This is a genomic window from Sphingobacterium tabacisoli, assembly GCF_017908035.1.
GTDB lineage: Bacteria > Bacteroidota > Bacteroidia > Sphingobacteriales > Sphingobacteriaceae > Sphingobacterium > Sphingobacterium tabacisoli.
This window is the reverse complement of record NZ_JAEQMU010000002.1, coordinates 409,625-433,817: the sequence shown is the minus strand read 5'-3', so window position 1 is coordinate 433,817 and position 24,193 is coordinate 409,625. Positions and strand designations below refer to the sequence as shown.

Annotated in this window: 26 protein-coding genes; 12 read left to right on the top strand and 14 right to left on the bottom strand. The window is 39.9% G+C overall.

Annotated elements, in window-relative coordinates; genetic code table 11:
- Positions 1 to 52: 52 nt before the first annotated feature.
- Positions 53 to 1,240 carry a thioredoxin-like domain-containing protein gene (locus JKG64_RS12825; RefSeq protein WP_210354713.1) on the top strand — a complete coding sequence of 396 codons (1,188 nt, stop codon included), beginning with the start codon at positions 53 to 55 and terminating at the stop codon, positions 1,238 to 1,240.
- A gap of 82 nt (positions 1,241 to 1,322) precedes the next feature.
- Here the strand turns inward: JKG64_RS12825 and JKG64_RS12820 are convergent, their stop codons facing one another.
- The 3 genes from JKG64_RS12820 to JKG64_RS12810 form a co-directional block, all read right to left on the bottom strand.
- Positions 1,323 to 2,609 carry a serine hydroxymethyltransferase gene (locus JKG64_RS12820; protein WP_210354712.1) on the bottom strand — a complete coding sequence of 429 codons (1,287 nt, stop codon included), beginning with the start codon at positions 2,607 to 2,609 and terminating at the stop codon, positions 1,323 to 1,325.
- Positions 2,610 to 2,776: 167 nt separating this feature from the next.
- Positions 2,777 to 3,184, bottom strand: coding sequence for a GNAT family N-acetyltransferase (locus JKG64_RS12815; RefSeq protein ID WP_210354711.1), 408 nt, complete (start codon positions 3,182 to 3,184; stop codon positions 2,777 to 2,779).
- Between the two features lie 160 nt (positions 3,185 to 3,344).
- Complete coding sequence (locus tag JKG64_RS12810) at positions 3,345 to 3,794, bottom strand: GNAT family N-acetyltransferase (RefSeq protein ID WP_210354710.1); 450 nt, start codon at positions 3,792 to 3,794, stop codon at positions 3,345 to 3,347.
- Positions 3,795 to 4,242: 448 nt separating this feature from the next.
- Here JKG64_RS12810 and JKG64_RS12805 point away from each other — a divergent pair, with 448 nt between their 5' ends.
- Positions 4,243 to 5,652, top strand: a complete 1,410-nt coding sequence (locus JKG64_RS12805; protein ID WP_210354709.1) for a type III PLP-dependent enzyme domain-containing protein — start codon at positions 4,243 to 4,245, stop codon at positions 5,650 to 5,652.
- Between the two features lie 87 nt (positions 5,653 to 5,739).
- On the opposite strand, the gene JKG64_RS12800 is transcribed toward JKG64_RS12805, so the two are convergent.
- From JKG64_RS12800 to JKG64_RS12780, 5 genes are all read right to left on the bottom strand, one after another.
- Positions 5,740 to 5,910, bottom strand: coding sequence for a hypothetical protein (locus JKG64_RS12800; protein WP_210354708.1), 171 nt, complete (start codon positions 5,908 to 5,910; stop codon positions 5,740 to 5,742).
- The gene (locus JKG64_RS12795; protein ID WP_210354707.1) at positions 5,894 to 6,091 is read right to left on the bottom strand and encodes a hypothetical protein; all 198 of its coding nucleotides are present in this window, start codon (positions 6,089 to 6,091) and stop codon (positions 5,894 to 5,896) included. Before JKG64_RS12795 ends, JKG64_RS12800 begins: the two co-directional genes overlap by 17 nt.
- 44 nt (positions 6,092 to 6,135) lie before the next feature.
- A complete protein-coding gene (locus tag JKG64_RS12790; RefSeq protein ID WP_210354706.1) occupies positions 6,136 to 6,573 on the bottom strand; it encodes a DUF5675 family protein in 438 nt (145 codons plus the stop codon).
- A gap of 10 nt (positions 6,574 to 6,583) precedes the next feature.
- A complete protein-coding gene (locus tag JKG64_RS12785) occupies positions 6,584 to 7,120 on the bottom strand; it encodes a DUF6266 family protein (RefSeq protein ID WP_210354705.1) in 537 nt (178 codons plus the stop codon).
- A 61-nt stretch (positions 7,121 to 7,181) separates the two neighbouring features.
- Positions 7,182 to 7,826 (bottom strand): DUF6266 family protein, encoded by a 645-nt coding sequence (locus JKG64_RS12780; RefSeq protein ID WP_210354704.1) that lies wholly within the window; start codon positions 7,824 to 7,826, stop codon positions 7,182 to 7,184.
- A gap of 411 nt (positions 7,827 to 8,237) precedes the next feature.
- Here JKG64_RS12780 and JKG64_RS12775 point away from each other — a divergent pair, with 411 nt between their 5' ends.
- The 10 genes from JKG64_RS12775 (at position 8,238) to JKG64_RS12730 (ending at position 17,966) form a co-directional block, all read left to right on the top strand.
- Positions 8,238 to 8,567, top strand: a complete 330-nt coding sequence (locus JKG64_RS12775; protein ID WP_210354703.1) for a helix-turn-helix transcriptional regulator — start codon at positions 8,238 to 8,240, stop codon at positions 8,565 to 8,567.
- A 570-nt stretch (positions 8,568 to 9,137) separates the two neighbouring features.
- A complete protein-coding gene (locus tag JKG64_RS12770) occupies positions 9,138 to 9,857 on the top strand; it encodes an alanyl-tRNA editing protein (protein WP_210354702.1) in 720 nt (239 codons plus the stop codon).
- 143 nt (positions 9,858 to 10,000) lie between these two features.
- A complete protein-coding gene (locus JKG64_RS12765; RefSeq protein WP_210354701.1) occupies positions 10,001 to 10,234 on the top strand; it encodes a thioredoxin family protein in 234 nt (77 codons plus the stop codon).
- Between the two features lie 89 nt (positions 10,235 to 10,323).
- Entirely contained in the window at positions 10,324 to 10,587 is a 264-nt protein-coding gene (locus JKG64_RS12760) for a DUF2024 family protein (RefSeq protein ID WP_210354700.1), read from the top strand.
- 12 nt (positions 10,588 to 10,599) lie between these two features.
- The gene (locus tag JKG64_RS12755) at positions 10,600 to 11,214 is read left to right on the top strand and encodes a MarR family winged helix-turn-helix transcriptional regulator (protein ID WP_210354699.1); all 615 of its coding nucleotides are present in this window, start codon (positions 10,600 to 10,602) and stop codon (positions 11,212 to 11,214) included.
- 241 nt (positions 11,215 to 11,455) lie between these two features.
- Positions 11,456 to 12,643 (top strand): BamA/TamA family outer membrane protein, encoded by a 1,188-nt coding sequence (locus JKG64_RS12750; RefSeq protein WP_210354698.1) that lies wholly within the window; start codon positions 11,456 to 11,458, stop codon positions 12,641 to 12,643.
- Positions 12,643 to 14,337: a lipid A phosphoethanolamine transferase gene (locus tag JKG64_RS12745; protein WP_210354697.1), complete on the top strand. Its 1,695-nt coding sequence runs from the start codon at positions 12,643 to 12,645 to the stop codon at positions 14,335 to 14,337. The genes JKG64_RS12750 and JKG64_RS12745 overlap by 1 nt, the downstream gene beginning before the upstream one ends.
- Positions 14,338 to 14,378: 41 nt before the next feature.
- Positions 14,379 to 15,344, top strand: coding sequence for a PCMD domain-containing protein (locus tag JKG64_RS12740; protein WP_210354696.1), 966 nt, complete (start codon positions 14,379 to 14,381; stop codon positions 15,342 to 15,344).
- A gap of 104 nt (positions 15,345 to 15,448) precedes the next feature.
- Positions 15,449 to 17,080 (top strand): ABC-F family ATP-binding cassette domain-containing protein, encoded by a 1,632-nt coding sequence (locus tag JKG64_RS12735; protein ID WP_210354695.1) that lies wholly within the window; start codon positions 15,449 to 15,451, stop codon positions 17,078 to 17,080.
- 115 nt (positions 17,081 to 17,195) lie between these two features.
- Positions 17,196 to 17,966 carry a phosphatase PAP2 family protein gene (locus JKG64_RS12730; RefSeq protein ID WP_210354694.1) on the top strand — a complete coding sequence of 257 codons (771 nt, stop codon included), beginning with the start codon at positions 17,196 to 17,198 and terminating at the stop codon, positions 17,964 to 17,966.
- Positions 17,967 to 17,969: 3 nt separating this feature from the next.
- Here the strand turns inward: JKG64_RS12730 and JKG64_RS12725 are convergent, their stop codons facing one another.
- The 6 genes from JKG64_RS12725 to JKG64_RS12700 all read right to left on the bottom strand — a co-directional run bounded on the left by JKG64_RS12725 (position 17,970) and on the right by JKG64_RS12700 (position 24,179).
- Complete coding sequence (locus JKG64_RS12725) at positions 17,970 to 18,668, bottom strand: LytR/AlgR family response regulator transcription factor (RefSeq protein WP_210354693.1); 699 nt, start codon at positions 18,666 to 18,668, stop codon at positions 17,970 to 17,972.
- 8 nt (positions 18,669 to 18,676) lie between these two features.
- Entirely contained in the window at positions 18,677 to 19,723 is a 1,047-nt protein-coding gene (locus JKG64_RS12720) for a sensor histidine kinase (protein ID WP_210354692.1), read from the bottom strand.
- A gap of 5 nt (positions 19,724 to 19,728) precedes the next feature.
- Complete coding sequence (locus tag JKG64_RS12715; protein WP_210354691.1) at positions 19,729 to 20,292, bottom strand: DUF1003 domain-containing protein; 564 nt, start codon at positions 20,290 to 20,292, stop codon at positions 19,729 to 19,731.
- 115 nt (positions 20,293 to 20,407) lie between these two features.
- The gene (locus tag JKG64_RS12710; protein WP_210354690.1) at positions 20,408 to 21,037 is read right to left on the bottom strand and encodes a gluconate 2-dehydrogenase subunit 3 family protein; all 630 of its coding nucleotides are present in this window, start codon (positions 21,035 to 21,037) and stop codon (positions 20,408 to 20,410) included.
- A 10-nt stretch (positions 21,038 to 21,047) separates the two neighbouring features.
- A complete protein-coding gene (locus JKG64_RS12705; protein WP_210354689.1) occupies positions 21,048 to 22,472 on the bottom strand; it encodes a Gfo/Idh/MocA family protein in 1,425 nt (474 codons plus the stop codon).
- Positions 22,473 to 22,490: 18 nt separating this feature from the next.
- Positions 22,491 to 24,179, bottom strand: coding sequence for a GMC oxidoreductase (locus JKG64_RS12700; protein ID WP_210354688.1), 1,689 nt, complete (start codon positions 24,177 to 24,179; stop codon positions 22,491 to 22,493).
- Positions 24,180 to 24,193: the final 14 nt, after the last annotated feature.

Here is a 24,193-nt window from a genome sequence, read left to right as displayed (position 1 = left end):
AATACAGCAATTTTTATCAGTAACAATACACAGTTTATAAATAAATAAAAAAATGAGAAACACATTATTTACAATAATGCTCAGTAGTCTAGTCTCCATGGGCATGGCCCAACAGTCTTTCCTACTGAAAGGACAAATCGCAGGAAAGGCAGCCAATGGACAGATCGTAAAACTACTAGCGGATAATGGGCAGACAACTATAGGGACAGCAGTCATTAAGAATAACAGATTCCAGATCAAGGGAAGCATCGGTGAAGCCGAACGTATCAAAATAATCTTTGCACCAGATAAAAAAGCGGAAGAGAACAAATGGAAAGCAAGCAATTTTTATCTCGATGGTGGCCAGATCAGCCTATCAGGGCATATTGATAGTATTCCTTCTTATTATTATAGACCTGATCTACCAGCCGTAAACCCTATTATCGAAGGATCTCAGGCTCAGAATCTAGCCTATCAGCTCGAACGGAGCATAGCAGCAGATCGGAAGGTAACTGGTCAACTAAATGAAGACTATTTAAAAGAATATCATGTTCCAACATTGGAAGGAAAATTCAATACCGAAAAAGGAATCACCATACTCAAAGAAATGACTCCATACAATGAAAGGATCTTTCAGAAGAAATGGGCTTTCATCAAGAACAACCCTAACGCAAAAGTTTCGCTGGATAATGCCTTGTACATGTTGGAAGGCTATGGCGAAAAAGACCTCAGCAAATCACAGATGGACGAACTTGTTGATATCCTAACCCCGTACTGGAAAGATAAAACTGTCTACACCGAGTTTTTAAAGACTGTTTCCCAAGCCAAAGCGACAGCTATTGGATCAAAGATTCTAGACGGCCCCATCTTAGATAGAGAAGGTAACAGAGTACAACTTACTTCTGTCTTTCCAAAAGGCAAGAAGTATATACTCCTTGAGTTCTGGGCCTCTTGGTGCGGCCCCTGCCGAGGTGAGATTCCCCATCTGGTACACACTATGTCACATTGGAAAGACAAAGGGTTTGATATCATAAGCATCTCACTCGACGAGAAAGAAAGCGACTGGAAAAAGGCTATGAAGGAGGAGAATATGGATTGGCATCAGTACAATGCCCGGGAAGGCTTCAAAAGCCAAATTGCCCAAAGTTACAACATTCAAGGAATCCCTTACGCGTTACTTATTGACTCAGCGGGGCGAATTATTAAACATGGAATGCGAGGAGCCAATCTGGATATGGCTTTGGAGGAATTGATGAAATAATTATATCAGTACCTACCAGAAAAAAGGCTACTCTAAGTAGGGTAGCCTTTTATAATCAAATCTATGACAGTACATTAGCAATCTAGTTAAGATTAAAACTATCAAACATAGGTCTATCCATCATCATCGTACTTACCTTATTTTTAATTTTTCTATGAAGAATAGTATCTTCTGGATTTGTTAATACCTTGTCTACCAGACTCACAATATCCACTATTTCTTTTTCCTTTAGTCCCCTAGTCGTTATAGCCGGAGTTCCCAAACGTATACCAGATGTTAACGAAGTAGGCAATGTATCATACGGCACCATATTTTTATTTACGGTGATACCTGCATTGTCCAGAATAGTCTCAGCGACTTTACCAGAAAGCTTTTTACTCCTAAGATTAATCAATATCAAGTGGTTATCTGTCCCTCCCGATACTACATCATATCCACGGGTTATGAACTCCTCTCCCATCTTTTTAGCGTTTTTTTGAACCTGCTGCGTATATCTACCAAAGCCCTCCGTCAGTGCTTCTCCAAACGCAGCAGCCTTTGCAGCAATAATATGCATTAATGGTCCCCCTTGTATTCCTGGAAATACAACAGCATCCAAAATATTCGACATCATTCTGAGGTTCCCCTTACTGTCCTTCTTGCCAAATGGGTTTTCAAAGTCTTTGCCCATTAGTATAACTCCACCTCTTGGCCCGCGCAACGTCTTATGGGTAGTTGTAGTTACGATATGACAATACGGAATCGGATCGTCCAACAGTCCTTTTGCTATTAGGCCGGCTGGATGAGCAATGTCTGCCAACAGAATAGCACCAACCCGATCAGCTATCTCTCGAAATCGCTTATAATCTATATTTCTAGAATAAGCACTACCTCCAGCTATTATCATTTTTGGTTTTTCCTGCTCAGCTATACGTCCTATATTATCATAGTCCAATACTGAAGAGTCTTTATCCACCCCATAAAATGTAGGTGTATACAATTTACCTGAAAAATTCACTGAAGATCCATGTGTGAGGTGCCCTCCATGCGTTAGATCAAAGCCAAGAATCTTATCCCCAGGATTCAAACAAGCGGATAATACCGCCGTATTAGCCTGAGAACCCGAATGAGGTTGAACATTGGCATACTCTGCACCAAAAAGACTTTTCACGCGAGCTATTGCCAAGCTTTCGACCAGATCCACAAACTCACAGCCCCCATAATAGCGTCGATTCGGGTAGCCCTCAGCATACTTGTTTGTCAATATTGATCCAGCCAATTTCAAGACATCTTCACTTACGAAATTCTCTGAAGCAATCAACTCTAGACATCCACGTTGTCTATTTGCTTCCCTAGTAACTAATTCGAATAAAATTTCATTATTGCTCATATTATCCTTTTATGTTTAATAATTAACCTCTTGGTGAATGATGCCATAAAAATACGATCAAATGGGGTTAACCGACTGGTTCAGTTTGGTTATTTACACTAATCCAGACCATTAGCATTCACTCCCCTAATCTGATTTTCGAACTCGATGTCTTTGGCTCGTTTTATCTAAACCAAGTCATTTATATCATCCATCACATAGCAGTGTTCCCTTTGTTTCATGCCTATCTTTGAATAATAGTTCACCGATTTCGGTGCCGATAATAAGATTAGTTTAGCCTTGATTGAATGCTGCTTTGTCATTTTTATCAGTTCTCTTCCTATTCCTTGGTTCTGATAACTGATATTGACAGCAAGGTCGGAGAGATAAGTGCAGTACACAAAATCAGTAAGCGAACGTGCAATACCAACGAGTTTGCCATTGTCTCTAGCTGTAACGATCAGATTGGCATGTTTTAACATTTCGTCTAGCCTAGTAGATTCGCTGATAGGTCTTCTTTCACCAAGAGTAGAATCCACCAATATTTTCTTAAACTCGGCTACTGTTATTCTTTCTTCAACTTGATACGTAATCATATTGTTTTATTATTAATCCTTTACAGTTACTCTCTTTCCTTCAGGAGATACTTTCTTAAAATTGATATGCACGCCGCAATTCTATCCCTGAGTACCACTACATTTTTAATCCAGTTTAGCGCTGAACGACCACCCGGACAACTGAACTGACTGGCTACCGCTAATATAATAGGGAGAACCTCATCTTTAGTCGCCCCAACGCCCCATTACGTTGATAGAATTTGATTGCGCCTTCATTAAAATTCGGCGTATGCCATTGCATACTAACACATCCCTTTTCTTTGCCAGCATATCTGATCTTATCAAACAATATTTGCCCAATTCCAAGATTTCGATATTCCTGTTGAAGATAAAGACAATCAAGGTTTACAAACTCCCCTGCGTCCCAGGTCGAATAATCGAATGTATAAGTAGCATATCCTACCAGAGTTCCTTCACTTTCTACAACGAGACAATACACACGCTTGCTATCTGAAAAAAGTGCCTGACATAACCGTATATTTTTCTCTTCTAAAGCATATGGAATTTTTTCATATTCGGCATGTTCTTCACAAAGCTTGACTAGATTGTCAATATCCGATTTTATACAGTTCCTTATTACAAATTCCATTTGTTTAAATATTATGTTTAAATGTTAACACCGTTTCATCTTTAGAGTGTTCGAACTGTTCAAAGCAACACAGATTGTAACGTGTCTCCATGACAGTGGAAAAGACCGAAAGTTCGCCGACATCTAGATAGGAGTTTACCCCGACTTTGGGGTTCTTTTTGATCCCTAAAGTGCAAACATAGTCTTGGTTTAAATCTACTTTATGATACAAAACCGATAATAAACACTAGTCCAGCGCCTATTCTTAGCAGTATTGGCAGTACCACTTCATAATATGTAACACTCTTACGGATTATCCAATAATTCTGGATCCCCGATAATAAGGAATCTGTATCAGTTGAGCATACTCATTAAAATTTACTTTTGCTCCCAAGTTTAATGAGGCTTGTCGATTACAAGAAAGCCCCACTGACATATTTGTTTCACTATAATTAAACCAATAGCATCAATGAAAACAAAGTATTTTGATCTGATCGACCAGACTTTTGTATTCCCACAACCCGAATTCAATCTAGACCAGCAAAATCAATTACTATTCCATGGTATAGACCTTATGAAGCTCGTTGAGGAGCATGGTACTCCACTTAAATTCACTTATTTACCCCGGATATCACAGAATATCCAACGTTCAAAAGAATGGTTCCACAGAGCAATGAAAAGAATAGGCTACGAGGGCCAATACCATTATTGCTATTGCACAAAAAGCTCCCATTTTAGTTTTGTATTAGAAGAAGTCCTCAAGAACAACGTACATATCGAAACTTCATCTGCTTTTGATATAAACATTATAGAAAAGCTAGTCTATGAGAATAAAATAAGTGACAGCACTTCTATACTATGTAATGGCTTTAAAAATGCACAATATCTCGATAACATATCGAGGTTGATCGATACAGGTAAAAGCAATGTAACGGTAATCCTGGACAATTACGAAGAGCTTAACCTATTATTGGCCAGGACCGATAAAAAAATCAATGTAGGCATAAGGATTGCTTCCGAAGAAAGTCCAAAATTTGAATTCTATACCTCACGACTAGGAATTGGTTATAAAAATATTCTTACATATTATCGTAATGAGATAAAAAAGAATGACCGTGTAGCGTTAAAAATGCTTCATTTCTTTATTAATTCAGGTATTCGTGATACCTCCTATTATTGGAATGAATTATTGAAGTGTATAAAGATATACGTTGAATTGAAAAAAGAATGTCCCAGTCTTGACAGTTTGGATATAGGAGGCGGCTTCCCCATCAAAAACTCATTGGCATTCGAATACGATTATGAGTATATGGTTGAGGAAATTCTCAGCCAGATAAAGAATGCCTGTGACGATGCTGACATACCCGTACCTCAAATATTTACAGAGTTCGGTTCGTTTACAGTAGGCGAAAGTGCAGGTGCAATTTATAAAGTAGCTTATCAAAAGAAACAGAACGATCGTGAAAGATGGAATATGATCGACTCATCTTTCATCACGACCCTCCCCGACTCCTGGGCTATCAATAGCCGCTTTATTCTTCTCGCCTTAAACCGATGGAATGAGAACTATGAGCGTGTACTATTAGGGGGAGTCACCTGCGACAGCGAAGATTACTACAATTCCGAACAGCATCTTAACGCCATATATCTTCCAAAATTCAATAAAGAAAAACCACTATACATCGGCTTCTTCAATACCGGTGCCTATCAGGAAAGCATAGGAGGCTTCGGCGGAATTCACCATTGCCTTATCCCACATCCAAAACATATTCTAATTGACCGTAACGAACTCGGTGAAATCAAAGTTGACGTCTTTTCAGATCAGCAGAACGAACAACAGGTGATGGATATATTAGGGTATAATAAAAAAGATAAATAAGTCAAACTAATTATAAATGATAATCAGATATTGAGCTAGCGTGTCTGTATAGAGGAGATGACAATTAAACATCATCTCCCCATTCATTTATTGCTTATTCTTTTTGCGTCCCAGCCAGGAAGAAACCAGATAGCTGACTATGGATCCCAAAGCAGAAAGAAGTATGGTCTGTCCCGCCTCTCCCAAGGATATCGAAGCATATATCGAACAAAAAGTACCGCCTAAGGTACCCGCCGTGACATTATTTAGACTCTTCATCAGCCACCTCCTTTTTCTTTGTCTTATCATCGCTTGTTTCCTCTTTATCCAGTATCGTCTCTAATACACCCAATGCCAACGCCGTATACTTTACGATGTTCAATACCTTTACAGGCAGTTTGATCGGTGCCATTAGCACAATATGTACAGCGCTGTTTATTTTCCTGATTATCTTGTTCATTTTATTTTATTTAAAATTTATAACCTTGTAACCTCATAACCTTATCACTCAATAACCAACTCTGCTTCCCCTTTTGATACCGCATCGATCAAAAGCCGATAAAGCCTTATATAAGCCTTGCTAGAGTCGTATACTGCATAGTCGCCATCATAACGTTTAAAGTATTCGCCGACCAATAGACAACCGCTGGTCTCGCTGTGATAATTACCGATATGGATATACACCGCCGAATAGTTAGGTATATCTAAAATTTCGATCATCCCACGATGCATCTCTGGAAATTTCACTTTATACCTTTCATTCATGGTACCATGCTTATTGATTCCCAATCGATATGTACCGGCAGGAATTGCCGTCTTACCTTTTATCTTGACATCTCTTACCAGATCCTCTAGTCCGTAGCCAAAAAAATCATCTTCGATATAAATGTCCGACAGGGTACTATTCTTTCCCTGCCGGATACGTTTTACTTCAACTTTCATATCACCTTTCTCATAAATACCCTAAATAAATAGACCGCGAAAACTTCGTTTTATCTCGGTTATGACACATCAGGTAGAGATGTACTGAGACGTCCGTCTTATCGTCCGACAGCTCGATATTACTGCAACCATCCTTGCGCTCTGCTGGTTCAGTATTTCTAAAAGCAACTTTCCCCGGGATATCATATGCGCAGATGATCACTTCATCATCGGCATATACCTCCCTTCCCAAAGCTGTCTTTTCCCACGACACCTTTATGACATTCTCTTCCCGTTCGATACGTATATGCGTAGGATTTGGCAGATTTCCCTCGCTGAGCCGTACATTAGCAGGTTCGATTTCTAAGTTGGGAAATTCTTTGTTCATAGCGACAGAAAGCACATGCGACATTGCCCGCCCCATGGCTGTCTTCCCCTTTCGTCGTGTAGCCAGACCTATTTTAATCAGTGGTGCCAGCGGTGCCAAAAATTTCGCCGCATGCCCAAATCTCATCCTAGAAACAACCCGAGGATCCAATAAGCTACTTGCTCCATTATATATAATCATCACGTTAATTTTTAATTGATTAAATTATAAGGGCGGCGCTACACCGCCCTTTGATTGTAAATTAAACCAGGTCCAGTTCGCCCAGATACGAACTACGGGATACTTTCTTTGCCTTGCGATCTGAGAAAAACAACCAGACATGCCCCTTTCCACCTAGGAAGTGAGCCGGCAGTTCTTCCTCTATCTGACCATCCTGACGTGTAGGTAGCTGTGCTGGAGTGAAAAACTCTTCAATATCTGGCTGATACAGTAATATATACACCGTATCGTCAGGCCGCGTGTCGGCCATCGTATTCAATAGCGTCGACCAGGTCACTGTCAATTGTCCACCAGTCACGCTCGCCGCCGTGGTTCCTCCACCGAGATAATTGCCCTCACTAATGCGGATATTAGGATAGTCTAGCGTAAAGTCTGGGTAGGAACCGGCTACAGCTCTATTGATATTCATGGCTAGTGCCACATTAGCAGGCGTATTTCGATCCGCCTGTAGCTGTCCAAATCCAATCCGTAACATCGGTACGATTGGATTCAGAAAGCTCGTTATCAATTTAAACCGTGCCTGTTGTTCTAGCTGTTCGGGCGACGAAGGTTTAGTACGTTTTTTATAAAGCCCTTTTATATAGTCCACATTTTTCCAACTACTCCCAATCACCGATCCGGCTTTCCCTTTGAAGCCACCATTGGCTCCATTTCTGATTGTTCCCATTTTTTATTGTATTTAAAAATTAAACCATTGTGAGGCATTTTTGATACCGGTATATAGGCCTTACAGCGACAAACATACTATCCATACCGATCGGAATACAAGCCTATACAAGATATTGAAGGGACTTTGACGGAACCATTCCGTGATATTGAAAGTCTATTGAAGGTACCCGATGGAACAGCTATTGTTTTATTGATTATAATTCGACATCTTGTCTAATAATCTAATGTGCTAAGGATTTTTTTGACTCAAGATAGCGCAACTATTGTGATATGATGGGGATGTCGCAAGAGGTTGCCATACTGACCAAGCTTATCCCCAATTATTAATCTAGATTACTGGAAGAGGTTACTTATGCTTTATTGTCAGCCTCTGCATGATTTCGGCAGCTACTCTACAACATACGTCGTCATGTTAAAAATTTTGAAATTCATCTTCAACTGTCAGCTGTTTATAAAAAGATCCTTAGCGATACAAACAGAAAACCTATCCACATTGACAGAGCAACTGGTTAGAATAGAAAACCTACTCCGTGATACAAAAGAAAGAGAGATTATATACCTAAATGCCAAAGAAGTGGAAGAATTCGTTGGCTTCAGCGACAGCAGTCTTCGCCGATATCAGGATGCCGGAAAGATTAAGATAGCAAAGATCGGCAAGAACAGGACCCGATATTTCAACAAATCAGAGATTATAGAATTCAAAAAATGGTATTGGAACCTCCCTTCTGATTTTACTTAAGTAAGAAGCATACTGAGTATCTATTCTATCCTGAGACAGTCATCTGCCGTCCGCTTACCGTGTATTCACCGTGTCCTATACGGTGAATACACGGTAAACCTATAAAAAAAAGCCGTCCAATCACAAAATATGATCTGGATAAATGTTCCTATTTGTCTACCTTCCGTAGCCTTTCATTGTACACCAACAGCCAATTCTTTATATTAGTACATGTCACATTTATTGAAGCACCATGAAAACAATCAAAAACAAGTGTCCGCCATTGTATTCTACAAAAAATTGTATCTCGCTATAAAAACCTACTTTAATTCCTTTATGCCCAACTTTTCAGATCCGTTGAAAGATACAATACCTAGCTATCTCCTTTGTCAAACGTACCGAAATCCGTGAAGAAAGGATGGTCAAAAAAATCACCTTTTATTTACATTGATCCGATATTTTTTTTCGAAACATGAAAAGCTACAGATTATACGGAAATAGATGTTAACCAATTACCAGATGTTATGAGCCTTCTATTTTATTTACTTTAAATGCAGCACCTTTACCCCTGTCAAATACAAAAAACAAAATATGGAAACGCACTTGATATACTACCACAGTCCTGAGACTGCTCTAAACGAAACACAGATTCTTGATTATGGCACGGATGATAATGGATTCTTTATCATACCTCAGGAATCCTGTTATTTTCCGGGTGGAGGGGGACAAGAAAGCGACACTGCAGAAATAACCATTGGGAATACAACAAGCTCGATAATCAAAGGGGCTTTTCACGCCAATAGTCTAAAAATCTACATCGATAGACAGGAAATAGAAGACAATGCAATTATTACCCTTAGAATTGATCCCATCAAGAGAGCGGTAAACTCCCAACTACACACCGCTGGACATCTTATCACCTCGATAATATATGAAGAGCTTAAACTCAATCTTACCCCTATAAAAGGTTCACACTATCCTAGTAATAGCGCCATAGAGTTTGACACAGCAAATACAGTCCAAAACATTGCTATAGAAGACATCAACAGCATCTTAGATACCCTTATCCCCCAAAAGCTCCCAATTCATTCCAAAATAGTCTCAACAGCCTCTTCCGATTACAAAGACTCCTTTAGAACTTCTCACTTCACCCCAAAAGCTGATACAAGCATTAGACTTGTAAAAATAGGCAACTACCTGAATTACGCATGTGGAGGCACCCATGTTACCGATACAGCAGAGCTTCAGGGAATAAGGGTTTTAAAAGTAAACACAAAGAAGAATATACTTAAAGTAAAATACGGCTTCTAAAATCCCAACCAAGATAGGACAGAATTAAAAAACAAGGGTAGACCAGTAGCAAATAGAGCGCTGTTTCTTGATATAGTTAGGAATCCTAACTACTTTTGAATAAGGCAATATTGCCTCAGGAACAGATTAAAATTTTAGTGAACATGTCAAAATCAGTTTTTTACCATGCTGGATGTCCTGTATGCATTAGCGCAGAGCACGACATCGTCAACCTTGTAGGAATCGACAACGTAGAAGTCGTACATATCGGTGAAGTCAGAGAACGGATAGAAGAAGCAGAGAAGGCTGGCGTGAAGTCCGTACCCGCTTTAGTAACACCACAAGGCAATGTGTTACACATCAACTTTGGTGCATCGATTGCAGATGTAAAAGGTTAAAAGCTTGCCCCACTTCGATAGGATAACTATCTTTGTGGGGCATTTTTTCGTATTAAAATAGAATCACACAATTATTAAAATCAATAAAAATGCAAGTAGCTGTTTGGGATACCTACGTAACAAAAAAAGATGGTACGATTATGCACTTTGACATTATTGTACCAGCAGCAATAACTGATGCTGATGTAATTTACAATTATGGAAGAGATTACCTTAAAAGTAAAAACCAGGAGGGGCAGCCATTGACAGCCCACGAGTGCCAATTCTGCCATGTAGAACAGGTCAGAACCGAATGGCAAAATGAAATAAAAGAAAAAGGAGTTTTTATCTATGAAATGGAAAACTGTAAATAAATAGCATATACCATGAACAGATCCGATTTTGATCTGGAACAACAGAACAGCAATATAGAAAGCAAAATTGTAGCTTCATTGGAAAGAATAACCCAGTCTTTTCGTGTGCTACTATGGCGTCAGAGCAAAGATTTTCCTCTGACGCCTACTCAAATACAGCTCTTGATTTTTCTACTTCATCACGATGCCGAAAATCGGAAAATAAGTTACCTCGCTGAAGAATTCAACATGACCAAGGCCACGATCAGCGAGACCGTCAAAACATTAGAACAAAAAGAACTTATTGTCAAGGAATATGAGGAACAGGATACAAGAAGCTACACCATCCATCTAACAGACAAAGGAAGAGAAATTGCTCGACAGACCTCCTTATTTACAGAAGAAATAAGAACACCTATCCATAAATTAAACGATACGAGCAAAGAAACACTATTATCCAGTCTTCTAGAAATCGTCACTCATCTCAATCAATCCGGAATAATAAGTGTTCAGAGAATGTGTATCAGCTGTTCCTATTACCAATCTTCGGATAATGGAACACTTCATTTTTGCCGATTGCTAAATCAAAGATTAGCTAACACAGATCTTCGGATAGACTGCCCGGAACATCAAGCTAAAGCCTATTAATAAGATACTGGCCAAGAATAGTCACTCTTACAAGCTTTTTACCTTATTTTGACTTTGTAACCATTTAGGTCAATAAGAATTATTTTATCTTTGCCTTGTGTTCAAACAAGCCACTTACTACTGTTTCTCAATCTGAGATAGTCTTTAATGTGACACATCTATTTTAATAGATTACATCATCTACACAACAGGATTAAGCCTGGTTTTAGTTTCATACATATTCGATCATAGATATCTAGCGATGACAAAAATATTTACACGGACGGCTTTATGTGTTATTCTTCTAATAACAACAACGACATTATGGGCTCAGGAAACCGTCCATATGGATAGTGGAATTCAGGATAGCGCACAAACAACACAAGACAGTGTACCTATAAAAAGAACATTCTTCAAACGCTTCGTTAATTATTTTGAGGAAGCAAAAAAAGATAAGACACAAAGCAAATTTGATATATCATTTATAGGAGGGCCTAGCTACTCCGTCGATACCAAACTGGGATTGGGGCTGATCGCATCAGGTCTCTACCGAATCGACAAACAAGACTTGAGCCTGCCTCCTTCCGATGTTGCTATATACGCTAATATCACCACTAACGGTTTTTTTGCCATAGGCGTGCAGAACACTACAATCTTTCCAGAGAACAAGTACCGTATCAATTACGATATGAACTTCAAGTATATGCCAACCCGATTTTATGGTATAGGTTACGACGCAGGAGCAGCCGATAAATATTCAGAATATGACGAATATCAATTAGGATTAAAATTTGACCTCCAACGTAAAATACTTCCTAACACGTACTTTGGATTAATAGTCTCCGCGCAGAATATTCGCAGTAAAAGTTTTGAAGACATCAGCTTTAAGCCCGAGGAAAGCACAAATAATACCGCTGTAGGAGCTGGTTTTCTCTTATCCTACGACAGTAGGGACTTCATACCCAACCCGAGCAAAGGTTTATTTATTCAATATGAGCAAACGTTTTTTCCTTCCGCGTTCGGTAGCAAGGATTATTTCAACACAATAAAGTTCACCACACGGGCCTATCAAAATGTCTGGACCAACGGACTTATAGCTTTTGATTTCAACAGCGAATTTAACAGTGAAGCAGCTCCTTGGACGATGATTTCAAAAATGGGAGGAGCTAGACAGATGAGAGGATATTTTATCGGACAGTACCGCGACCGGAGTCAGCTGAATAGCCAAGTTGAGCTTCGTCAGAAAATAACGGGACGCCACGGTGTAGCGCTATGGGGAGGTGCTGGTAATGTATTTTCATCCCTAAAGAAGATGGATTGGTCACATACACTACCGACTTATGGATTAGGCTATAGGTGGGAATTTAAAAATAGAGTAAACGTTCGGCTTGACTACGGATTCGGCAAAGGACAGAACGGCTTCTATTTTAACATTTACGAATCATTTTAATGAAAGCAATAACTAATAACCCAATCTATCTGTTTTGGTACTATATCTTCGTCAATATGGCTCCAAGCTTCTATTTTGCGTTAACACACCCCATAGACAGTATAGGCAAGTTCATTATTATAACATTCCCCTTGGGATTGTATATGGTCCTATTTTCAATCGTAAAAAACACAGGAGCAAGTCTTTTAATTGCCTTTCCACTCCTATTTTTACATGCGTTTCAGATTGTACTATTCTATCTCTATGGTGAAGACGTAATTGCAGTAGATATGTTCCTCAATGTGGCTTCCACCAATACATCCGAAATCAACGAACTACTCGGAAGCTTATTACCTTCTATCGCTTTAGTCCTGATATTATATATACCAGCTCTGATTCTAGCCATTCGTCAGTGGAGACAGAAAAACTATTTAAACCAAAGTTTTAGGCGAAAAATAATAGTTCCCGCTAGTTTATTCTTAATAGTTGCATTCTTACTTTCCTATTCCAGTATCCCCAAAAACAGCGACACACTGGTTTTTCAAAAAGAAATATATCCTATTAGCGCGCTAAACAATCTAGTTTTTGCCTTCGACAAATGGGACAAAGTAAAACACTACCCAAAGACATCAAAAGACTTTAAGTTCCAAGCCACAAGAGAGCAGGTCGACAATACAAAAAGACAAATCTATGTCCTGATTATTGGAGAGACCGGTAGAGCCGACAACTGGTCCTTGTACGGCTATGAGAGGGAAACAAACCCACAGCTTCAACAACAAGACAACTTAGTTGTATTCCAAGATGCATTGACGCAGTCCAACACCACACATAAGAGTGTGTCTATGCTCCTGTCCGATGTCAACATAGAGGACTACAACAGCATATATCAGAGAAAAGGTATAATAGAAGCTTTTAAGGAAGCAGGTTTCACCACCATTTCCTTATCAAATCAAGCCGAAAACGCTTCTTTTATCGAGTACTTCACCAAAAGCGCTGATATCTATAAAACCCTGCGCACGACAAACAGCAAGACAGGTGTCACGCAAAATCATTATGATGCAGAGTTAATTGCCCTCATGCAGGAACAGATTAAGGAAAATGCAGGAGATCTATTCATCCTCCTCCACACCTACGGATCACATTTCAAATATATGGAGCGCTATCCAGAGCAGTTCAGAAAATACACTCCTGACAAGATCACCAACGTAAGTAAATCCGAACGAGAGCGTTTGGTCAATGCTTATGACAATACCATCTTATATACGGATTACTTTTTAGCACAAACGATAAAAGCCCTAACAGAAACCGATTCACAGGTCGCGTTGCTCTATACCTCAGATCATGGTGAAGACCTGATGGACGACGGTAGAAACAAGTTTCTACACGCCTCACCGACTCCAACATACTATCAATTAAGAGTTCCATTTGTCATGTGGTTTTCGGATGCTTATATCGCTGATCATAGCCAAGCAATACAAGCGGTAAACACCAATAGTAAAAAACCCGTTTCCAGTAGTACCGTATTTCATACCGTACTCAACATGGCGCACGTACAGACTCCCTATCTAAATACGGAGTTATCTTTAATAAGTAAAAACTTTCGTCCCAAACCCCGTCTCTATCTGAACGACCACGACATCGCTGTTCCCTATCGTAAAATGAATTTGAAACGAGAGGACTTCGATATGTTCGATAAAAGAGGAATCAAAGACTAATAAATTTAATGGCATACAGTAGGCCACTAACAATAAACACAATGAATACAAAGTTTAAAATCCTGACCTTAATAACGAGTTTGCTTCCCCTATTCGCAGCAGCTCAACGGGATAAAGTAGAACTACTCCCCTTAGGCCATATGGACAATTGGTTAAAACGGGAAGTAAAAGAATCCTTTGTCATCGGTGGTAATACACAGTACCTTTATGAGATAACAGACGCAAAAGAAACACTTCCCGTCAATACACCTTATCAAAATAAAAACTCCCCTTGGGCCACCTCATCAGTGCTGGCTACGGTTAGTGGCATCACCAAAGGTAGTGTTACCGTATTTCCTGAAGCACGTGGCAATGGACAGGCTGCCCGTTTAGAAACACGCATCGAACGTGTAAAAGTTCTAGGGGTTATCAACATCAACGTGCTCGCCTCCGGCACCATATTCCTCGGCGAAATGATTGAACCGATTACCAGTACCAAAAACCCACAGAGTAAACTTATTACAGGTATTCCGTTCACAAAAAAACCGAAAGCCTTACAATTTGACTACAAAGTCGTCACAGGAGGTACTTCTAGATATGTCAACGGTATGGGAAATGGATCCGATGCAAAAAGAACCGATAAAGCAGAAATACAGATCCTCTTACAGAAAAGATGGGAAGACAAAGATGGCAATGTATATGCAAAACGCATAGGTACAGGCTGGAAATTGATGGATAAAACCGTTAACAGCTGGCAAAACAAATATCGCATCCCCGTCAATTATGGAGACATCAGTAAACAAAGCTATTACACCACAGATATGAGACTGAGGAATAATACAGAAGCTTATTACACCAAGAACAGCAAAGGCAAAATGGTGCCCATCCGCGAAGAAGGCTGGGGAACCAAAGATGACACTGTCACACACCTTATCGTACAGTTCTCATCCAGCAACGGTGGGGCATACATCGGTAATACGGATAGCCGACTCTGGGTTGACAATGTGGGGTTAGTATACGAGCAGTAGTTGTTTTTTAACATTTTAAATTACAAACCGGATATCTTAAATCTGATATCCGACATCTAACTTCTAAATACTATCTTTGCAACTTATTTTAACATAGGCGTATCGTGATCAACGTAAATAATGTCTCCGTCTCATTTGGAGGGACAACTCTTTTTAGCGATGTATCTTTTTCTATCAATGAAAATGATAAAATAGCCCTTATGGGCAAGAATGGTGCTGGCAAGTCCACTCTATTAAAAATCATTGCCGGTGCTGGCAAACCCACAAATGGCAACGTATCAGGCCCGAAAGATGCTGTCATCGCCTACTTGCCACAACATTTGTTAACACAGGACAATATGACCGTCTTCGAGGAGACCTCAAAAGCCTTTGAAGAAGTCTATCAGATGCGTGATGAATTAGAAGCACTGAATGAACAGCTAAACGTACGTACCGATTATGAAACGGACGATTACATGAAGCTAATCGAACGTGTGTCTGAACTCAGTGAAAAGTTCTACTCTATTGAAGAGACCAATTACGATGCTGAAGTTGAAAAAGTACTCAAAGGATTAGGCTTCGAGCGTACAGATTTTACACGTCAGACCTCAGAGTTCTCTGGAGGATGGCGCATGCGAATCGAATTAGCCAAAATTTTGTTAAAAAAACCAGACTTAATCCTTCTCGATGAGCCGACCAACCACATGGATATCGAGAGTATCCAATGGTTAGAAGATTTTTTAATCAATTCGGCTAAAGCCGTCATTGTTATCTCCCACGATAGAGCGTTCGTAGATAATATCACCAACCGTACCATCGAAGTAACAATGGGACGTATCTACGATTACAAAGCAAAATACAGTCATTACCTAGAGCTACGTAAAGATCGTCGCTTGCATCAGTTAAAAGCATACGAAGAACAGCAAAGGTTTATAGCGGACAACCAAGAATTTATCGACAGATTTAGAGGGACTTATTCCAAAACCTTACAAGTACAGTCTCGTGTCAAAATGTTGGAAAAACTAGAAATAATCGAGATAGACGAAGTCGATACGTCAGCTTTACGATTAAAATTTCCACCGTCGCCCCGCTCAGGCCAATATCCTGTGATGGTAGAAGAGCTCACTAAAAAGTATGGCAATCATGTCGTATTTGAAAAAGCAGCTATGGTAATAGAACGTGGAGAAAAAGTTGCTTTCGTCGGTAAAAATGGGGAAGGAAAATCAACCATGATCAAAGCTATCATGGGAGAAATAGACTTTGAAGGAAGCCTAAAAGTAGGTCATAACGCCAAAATAGGGTATTTTGCACAAAACCAAGCAGCTCTACTTGATGAAGAGTTAACGGTATTCGAAACCATTGATCAGATTGCTATAGGTGATGTTCGTGTCAAGATCAAAGATATGTTGGGCGCTTTTATGTTTAGTGGCGATGATACCACTAAAAAAGTAAAAGTCCTATCAGGCGGTGAAAAAACCAGGCTAGCGATGATTAAACTCCTTTTGGAGCCTGTCAACGTACTGATTCTCGATGAGCCTACCAACCATTTGGATATGAAGACAAAGGATATTATCAAAGACGCACTTCAGGATTTTGATGGCACCCTCATCTTGGTATCCCACGATAGAGACTTCCTCGATGGACTAGCAACCAAAGTATTTGAATTTGGAAACAAACGTGTCCGTGAGCACTTTGAAGATATAAAAGGATTCTTAGAATATAAAAAAATGAACAGTTTAAAGGACATAGAGCGTTAAATCTATTTCCGTTCATCCTTCATATTTGACCACTTATCAACACGCCTGATACAGTGGTCAAACTTTTTTTAGACCAGCCTTAACGGTATACATCTTTGCAAAAAAAGCAAAGATAATGTACAAATTAATTCAGCTCATACTCTTCTATATACTATTGTTTTGCCTGTTTATATTCCAGTTAAAGGCCGATAGCACCACAAATTCCGTAAATCCTATTCAACTAAAAGCAACATCTCCAACACGCTATCAACCTCTTTTAATAGCTGGTGGCCTGATTGGTTATGGTGTAGCCCGACAGGTCATTCCTAGTCTGCAACACCTAGATAGAGACACGAAAGCATATGCCAACAGAATATCCCCCAGAGGCACCCGTATTGATGATTTCATGCAGTACACACCAATACTTGCCGTATATGCTTTGGATTTCACTGGACTACAGGCAAAACATAATATCGTCGAGCGCACGCAGTTCTTAAGTACGGCAGCACTATTAACACTATTAAGCGTACACAGCCTGAAAAGTAGCGTTGGAGTTATACGTCCGGATGGTTCTAATTCAAAATCCTTTCCATCCGGTCATACTGCGACAGCCTTCCTAGGTGCACATATGCTTTTTAAGGAATATAAAGACGAAAATATATGGATTGCTTCATCAGGGTATCTTATCGCTGCTGGAACTGGTGCATTGCGTATTATTAACAATAAACATTGGTTCAGCGATGTTGTTGCGGGAGCAGGATTTGGTATCCTATCAACAGAATTAAGCTATTTACTTACTCCAAAAATAAAAAATTTATTAAACCCATCTAAGGGGCGTAGACATATCAACATCACGCCAGAACTATCTCATCATAGCAGTATGCTAAAGGCAACCATCCATTTCTAAGATTTAGATATTCACAATCTTCTTAAAGAAATCTTCTTTTCGATGTTTAGACAATGGCAGTTCTTGACCATAAACCACCACTCGATTACCTTTGACACTATCAATACATGCCGTATTCACTAGAAAAGATTTATGGATCTGGTAGAAGGATTTGTTTCCCAACCTCTCACTAATAGCACTTAAAGTCTGATGAGACACATAAGTTCCTTTAGTGGTATGTATCCGAACATAATTTTGCATAGCCTCTACAAAAAGGATCTCTTTAGGTTCAACACGCACATAACAATCTTCATGTTTGATATATAGCTCATTGATAGTCTGTTCCGGCGGGCCAATTTGACATTTCTTGCCCTGAGCTTTCTCTATAGCACGCAGCAGCCTGGGCAAAGCAATAGGTTTGAGCAGATAATCAACAATATCCAAGCGATACCCTTCCAAAGCGTACTCTGAATAAGCTGTTGTTAAAATCGCCATAGGAGGATTTTCCAAACATTCTAGTAGCTCTAACCCGGAAATACCAGGCATGTTGATATCTAAAAAAATCAAATCAACAGAAGTCTCCTTGATTTTTTTGCGAGCTTCCAGAGCCGAGTAACAATGACCTACAACAGTAACTCCATCAATCTGCTCCAGGTAAAAACGCATCCCCTCCACTGCTAGAGGCTCATCATCAACTATGAGGCAAGTAAGTAAATCCATCATCACCAAAACTACACATAAATCAACAACGTAGCACTATACCACTCTGCGGTATGCACAATATCCAACTTATACCGCTCTGCATATAAAAGATCCAATCGTTTACGAAGGTTTGACAGACCCAATCCAGAATTACCTTCATTCTTATCGACAAGATTACTTCCCGAAACCGAATTCTCCACAAAAAAAACAATACATTCCTCTTCTTGATCCATTTTAACCTTTACAAATCCCTTACCATCCTCCGGACGCGAGACAAATTTGAAAGCATTTTCCAATAGTGTAAAAAACAACAGTGGTGATATACGGGTCTGCGCATCTCCGATATTCCAGCATGTATCAATAATCAATCGATTATCCCAACGGATCTGTTCTATCTCAATAAAATTATTTATAAATGCGATCTCAGTTTTTAAATAGGTCGAATCCTTATTTCCTTCATAAAGCTGATACCTCAACATGTCAGCATATTTCAATAACAAAGTAGAAGATTTGTCAACATTACGCTGCATTAATATATGAATATGATTCAACACATTAAACATGAAATGTGGATTAATCTGCGCCTGTAATGCCGCAACCTGACTTTCCAAAAGACTTTTCTGTAAAACATGGTGCTTTTCAGAGAGCTTAGCATGTTCATAGAAAAAACGCAATCCCCCAAAACCCAAGTTCAATAACAACGCAATTGGAGTTGCATTAATAATAGAAACCCAAAAGGTATCCCGAGGTTCAGTGTCCAATACGATAACCCCGCTCTGTCCTAAAAAAAAGAGCAGTTCTTCACAGAGGTATAATAAAACACCTTGTACCAAGGCCATACTCACTAATACAAGCACCGTCCAATATCCTCTATTTTTACCAACAGCTTGAGGTAATAGCAGATTACAGAGGATATATGTGGATAGGATAAGCGCACCAAGTGGTACCATCACAGAAATGGTTTTCGAAAACAGATCATGCTGCTGATAGTCACTGACTGTCCAGATTACGGTTGTTATGATCAACCACAACAAACAAAACAGGGCATTAAAATGTCGAAGTCGTTCAGTTATCATAGTCCTTAACCAGGCAGTTTGCGCTCTAATTTTTCAATTTTATGGTACAGCTCTCTAATCAACTTATACTGTTCCTGTTGGGTTTCATACAGGCCTTTAATCTGTTCTTCAAGCAAAATATCCATTTTTTGATGAAGACTTCTTATTTCGAGTTCAGCTTTTAGATTCACCAAGTAGTCGTTTTCGCCACGCATTCGATCCTTTTCTTCTTGCCTATTCTGACTCATCATAATAATTGGTGCTTGCAAAGCGGCAACACAAGAAAGTACAAGATTCATCAAAATAAAGGGATAAGGATCAAACTGTTCGCTTTTCAGTGCCAGCGTATTAAAAGCAATCCACACCAGTAGAATAACGATAAAAATAATTATAAAACGCCAACTTCCACCAAACTGTGCTACCCTATCTGATATACGTTGCCCCCTACTCAAAATCTCTTTAGGTGGATGGACTAAACGATCTACAATAAGCGCTTCCTCCTCCATAGTCTGTTTGACGATGTCATGAAGCTTACGCATATTGTCATTATTCTTCTCAACGATTTCATCAATTTGCTTACGATTACTCATGGATAGCTTTATATAGTTTTGAATTAAAGTTAGGGATTTAGCCTCAACTAACATAATAAAAAAATCGGGTAGCGCTTCAATTACACTACCCGATTTTTTAACCTATACTATGCGGTTAAGCAAATGCCTTATCCCCCTTTTTGTATGGGAACTCGCCATCATATCGACCGGGCACTTTCACATAACGAAGTGCTTTCGTACAACCTAATTCTGAATTAAAGAATCCAGTAAGCGTCAATTGCTTGAACATCGTAAACCAATGTGAAGGATCGTTTTCTTCCGAATGATAAAGCTCATTTTGTTTCACTTTATTTTTCTCACGGATTTCTTTTTGCTCTTCAGCCTGTTTCTTATTGAACTCGCCAGCTTCTTTATCGAGTACTGCGGCTACTGCCGTACGGTCTTCAATAGAAAGCTCACCAAAAGGCTTACCTTTTACTTCTTTCGCTTTTGCATCCAGGGAAGCAAAACCTTCCAAAAATACCTTCTGCTGTTTTTCCGTGTAGCAATCTCTTACCATAACCGGGATAAAACTACCAACGCCGGCTTCCTTAGCACCAGGAGTTTCTGTAGGAGGTAAAATAGCATCCGCCAGATCACCTAATCGTTCAATAATATCTTTCTCAAATAACCCTGCAACGTCTTTAGACGCAGGTCGTGTACAACCTTCCAAAAATAAGTTAGCACCAATTACGGAACCACCCAAAATCATGGCCACACGTTGTATTGCTTCTCTTCTATTCATCTTTATCTATTTAAAATGTATAGTTTACTTCCCAACCTGGTCTATAGGTGCGTTTGACAAACTGATTCGCTTCTTCAAAGTTTGTTACACGCATATTATCGTTATCCCAAAGTAATTTTAGGCTCCGACCAGGATATTTATTATCAATTTTTAAATCAGCTCCACGAATGGCTAAGTTTGCCATCAACAGAGCCTCTGTTAGAGGTCCGGCGATTTCAAACGGCGAAGACATTTCCATGTTACCGTAGCCTGCCAAGCAACCTTCCACCCACTGCGCCCAATGTCCATTAGCGCCACCCGGTACTCTCTTATACTTTTCTGCAACCTTTTTATACTGCTTAGTAGTTGGGAGCAAACGAGGATTTGCAGCATAGGTATCTGCTAATACCTTTCCCTTTGAACCTATAATAAGAATACCATTTCCACCGTCACCAAATTTCTCATTCGCTCCTAATTCATCTGGACGAGGTGGCTGTATACCGCCATCCATCCAATGTACTTTAACATCACCTTTTGTCTTTGCTGTTTTTGGGAAAGTCATCGTTACTGAACTTGATGGAGGACAAGATTCCGGAAAATATCCGCGTTTGAACTCGTCCACATACACAGAGCCTACACTGGCCTGCACATCTTTCACATATTGCAATCCATAGATGCTAAAGGGAGCTTCTAAGTTATGACAGCCCATGTCTCCTAACGCACCTGTACCGTAAGGCCACCAGCCTCGCCAATTGAAGGGTACCAGTTTATCAAAATATTCCGTATAAGGAGCCGTACCTAACCATTTGTCCCAATCCAAAGTCGATGGTATCGCAGCTTTCTGAGCAGGCCAAGCAATACCTTGAGGCCATACTGGTCTATCCGTCCAAGCATAAACCTCCACCAAATCACCAATCAGCCCTGCATCAATCCATTCCCGCATCTGACGTACACCATCTCCAGAAGCACCTTGATTTCCCATTTGGGTCACTACTTTATAGCGCTTCGCAGCATGAGTTAGTGCGCGTGCCTCCCACACATCGTGTGCCAAAGGCTTTTGCACATATACATGCTTACCCAATTCCATAGCTGCCAATGCCTGAATAGCATGATTGTGATCTGGTGTAGATATAGATACCGCATCAATATGCTGTGCTTCTTTATCTAACATTTCCCTGAAATCAGTGTAAAACTTAGCATTAGGAAATTTTTCAACAGATCCCTTCGCTCTTGCCTTATCTACATCACAGAGATAGGCAATATTCGCCTTATTACTTTGAAAAATCTTGTTTACATCCGAACCTCCCATACCACCTACACCAATAGAAGCAACTTGCAACATATCACTAGGAGCACGAAATCCAGGTCCACCAAGCACATGTCGGGGCACAATAGTAACACCGGCAGCTGCTATTGCTGCCTTTTTAATAAAATCTCTTCTACTTTCGTTGTTCATAACAGAGTCCTATTAATATTATAAATTTCCTTTCTTAAGTTCGCTCACAGCAAAATCTACTGCACGTGCTGTCAAAGCCATATAAGTCAAAGATGGATTCACACAGCCAGCAGATGTCATAGCCGCACCATCTGTAACAAATACGTTCTGCGCATCCCACACTTGATTATTCCCGTTCAATACGGATGTCTTTGGATCCCTTCCCATACGGGCAGTTCCCATTTCATGAATCCCTTGTCCGAGCCCGTATACATTGTCATAAGTATTCACGTCTTTCACACCAATGCTCTCCAACATTTCCTTCATCTCATTCTGCATATCTCCCCGCATCTTGATCTCATTGTCTTTGATCTCTGCATCAATAGCCAGTACAGGTAATCCCCACTTGTCTTTCTTATCCTTATCCAGTTTAATATGATTTTCGTGATAAGGAAGCATCTCACCGAAAGCACCAAAACCTACAGACCAATTTCCAGGCTCGCAGATAGCATCTTTCCATGCCCCTCCTACACTCATCTCTGCAATCTCCCCAGACCAGCGTCCGCGGCTAGCCGCGCCTTGATAACCGAAGCCACGAACATATTCCCTCTGTTTATTGTCTCCATCCACATTAACAAACCGAGGTACGTAAAGACCCGTTGGGCGTCTTCCAAAAATATATTTATCTTCGTAACCTTCTACTTTTCCTCCAGCACCGCAACGGAAATGATGATCCATCAAATTGTGTCCCAATTCACCACTACTGCTACCAAGGCCACCTTCCCACACATCTGTCGCAGAGTTCATCAATACCCAAGTAGAATTCATTGCAGAAGCACATACAAAAACAATTTTCGCATAGTATTCATACGTTTGATTTGTTTCAGCATCTAATATTTCGACCCCTTTAGCTTTTTTTGTATCCTTATCGTATATGATCTTAGTAACAATAGAAAAAGGTCTTAACGTCAGATTCCCGGTTTTAACAGCTGCAGGTAAAGTAGCCGATTGTGTACTAAAATAAGCGCCAAAGTTACATCCCAACCAACATTGGTTTTGATATTGACAATTGACACGCCCTTCATGTGGGACAGTAATATTTGCTGTACGTCCCATCAGAAAATGACGCTTACCACCATATTCCTTTTGTAGGCGAGCGGCTAAATCTTTCTCCACAATATTGAAAGGCATCGCGGGCATATAATCACCATCTGGAAGGGAGGCCACCCCATCGCGATTTCCAGATATACCAGCAAACTTCTCTGCATAACTATACCAAGGAGCAATATCCTTATAACGGATCGGCCAATCTACACCATGTCCATCCTTCAAATTCGCCTCAAAATCCAAGTCGCCAAGACGGTAAGACTGCCTACCCCACATCAATGAACGTCCTCCTACATGATAACCTCTATACCAGTCAAAACGCTTGATTTCGGTATAAGGACTCTCCTTTTCATTAACCCAATAATCAAGATTCTTCTCATTCAAAGGATAATCACGCTTTAACACGGGGTAATCAGCAATCATCTCCTGCGTTCTACCTCCTGCATGCGGAAACTCCCAAGGATGTTTATTGGGCGAGGTATAATCTTTGATGTGTTCGATATTACGACCACGTTCCAGCATAATTGTCTTCAATCCTTTCTCTGTCAATTCCTTTGCAGCCCAACCCCCACTTATGCCTGAACCTATTACAATTGCATCATATGTATTGTTTTCTACCATGATTTTAAATATTT